General features: G+C 70.2%; 2 protein-coding genes. One reads left to right on the forward strand and one right to left on the reverse strand.

From position 1 onward, the window contains the following. Positions 1-291: 291 nt before the first annotated feature. Entirely contained in the window at positions 292-1188 is an 897-nt protein-coding gene (locus tag ACQKIP_RS45895; protein ID WP_365863412.1) for a LysR family transcriptional regulator, read from the reverse strand. A 113-nt stretch (positions 1189-1301) separates the two neighbouring features. Here ACQKIP_RS45895 and ACQKIP_RS45900 point away from each other — a divergent pair. Next, positions 1302-2072: polysaccharide deacetylase family protein (locus tag ACQKIP_RS45900; RefSeq protein ID WP_427745716.1), on the forward strand; the 771-nt coding region annotated here is incomplete at its 3' end.

Consider the following 2072-nt stretch of genomic DNA (forward strand, 5'->3'; position numbering starts at 1 on the left):
AGCGAGAGGAGCGAGGACGCGTGAGGCGTCGCCGCACGGCCCGGCTCGCCGCCGCCGGCCTGGGGCGCTCCCGCGGCGGGTTGTTGCGGATCTGCTGGACGCGGTCGTGGAGGCGGAAGGGGGGCGCTTGTCGTCGGCCGGCGGGCTGAGGCGTTCTTGCAGCCGGAGGCTGAGGTCGATCGTTCCGGTGGCGTTCTTCTTCGCCGGGCACGGCACTTGGCTGGCCCCGGGGGCGACCGGCGTGCCGGATGACACCTCCCCGTGCCGGCCGACAAGATCCGAAAGGAGGCCCTACGGCCGCCCCGCGCGTATGCGGCACAGCGTGTCCGTGAACGCCTGCACCCGGGACGTGAAGCCGTCGCGGCGCCAGATCAGGCCGTAGTCCATGGACGGAGCGTCGCAGAACGGGACGTAGGTGAGGCCGGGACGGCCGTGGTAGCGGGCGGCGAGCAGCGACGCGACGGAGATGCCGCGGCCGGAGGCGACGAGCGGGGGGACTTCCAGCCAGTACACGAAGGTGGGGCCCCGGGGGATCGGCTTGCCCTGCGGCGTCTTGCTGGGCCAGATGTACTCGCGCCAGTACGGCGGGCTGTTGCCCGTGACGCCGATCAGCGGAGCGCGGGCCAGGTCCTCCACCGAGACCGACTCCCGCCGGGCGAACGGGTGGTCTGCGGGCACCATCATCGCCCGGGTCTCCGAGAAGATCACCGAGCCGGCCACCAGGTCGGGCTCCTCCACCGGGAACTCGGTGAGCTGCAGATCCACCACGCCCGTGCGCAGCGGGCCGAAGGTGTCGTAAAGCGGGATCTCCTGGATCTCGACCAGGCAGCCGAGGTGGGTGCGGCGAAAGGCCTCGGCGGTCCGCAGCACCATGTCGCCCGCCCACGCCGAGGAGAAGCCCACGCGCAGCGTGCCGGTGACGCCCTTGCCGGTCGCCAGTGCCTGCGCGACCGCCTCCTGGATCTCCTGGTGCGCCGGGGCCAGGCCGTCGTACAGGCGTTGCCCCGCCGGGGTCAGGATTACCTTGCGGCTCGTACGGGCGAAGAGCGCGACGCCCAGACGGCGTTCGAGCCGGCCGACGATCTGGCTCACCCGGCCCTGGGCGAGCCCGAGCCGTTCGGTGGCGCGGCGGAAGTGCAGCTCTTCGGCTACGGCCAGAAAGGCCTCGATCTCATGCCGCTCCAGCATCGCTGATCACCACCCCGTGCCCCGCCCCGTGAAACCAACTGGTGAGCTTCGCGCACCGATCGTAGATCAGGTCGCTCTCGTTCCGGCAGGTGTCAGCAGACAGCATCTAAGCCATGGCAATGGACAACGAGCTCTACGACTACAGTCCGATCACCGAGCGGGAGCGCTTCAGCTGGCCCGGCGGTGCCCGGGTGGCGTTCTACGTCGGGCTGAACATCGAACACTTCCAGCTCGGCACCCCCTCGACCAGTCTGAACGAGGCAACCGCCGCGCTCGTCCCGGACCCGCTGAACCACGGCTGGCGCGAATACGGCGTCCGGGTGGGTATCTGGCGCGTCATGCAGGCCCTCGACCGGCACGGCGTACGCGCCAGCGCGCTGCTCAACTCCGCCGTCTGCGAGCACTATCCGCAGATCGTCGAGGCCGGTCTGGCCCGTAACTGGGCGTGGCTCGCGCACGGCCGCGACAACTCCACCTCGCAGGCCGGGATGACGGAGGAGGACGAGCGCGGCTATCTCATCGGCGTCGTCGAGACGATCGAGAAGGCCACCGGGCAGCGGCCGCGCGGCTGGCTCGGCCCGGCGCTCACCGAGACCTTCCGGACGCCGACGCTGCTTGCCGAGCTCGGCCTCGGTTATGTGCTCGACTGGACCAATGACGATCAGCCGTACCCGCTGAACATCCCTGGCATGCTGAGCGTGCCGTACTCGGTCGAGCTCAACGACCTCGGACTCTTCACCACGCACGGCATGACCGGGCCCGATTTCGTGCAGCTGGTCAAGGACCAGGTCGACCAGCTGTACGACGAGTCGGCCGCCGGCGGCCGGGTGATGGCGCTGGCGCTGCATCCGTTCGTCATCGGTCAGGCGTTCCGGGCCAAGTAC

The organism is Streptomyces sp. NPDC059900, from assembly GCF_050270335.1.
In the GTDB taxonomy this organism is placed as follows: Bacteria; Actinomycetota; Actinomycetes; order Streptomycetales; family Streptomycetaceae; genus Streptomyces.

Excerpts from the sequence above, each read along its gene's own strand:
- ACQKIP_RS45895 (WP_365863412.1), bottom strand. The coding sequence starts at position 1,188 with ATGCTGGAGCGGCATGAGATCGAGGCCTTTCTGGCCGTAGCCGAAGAG.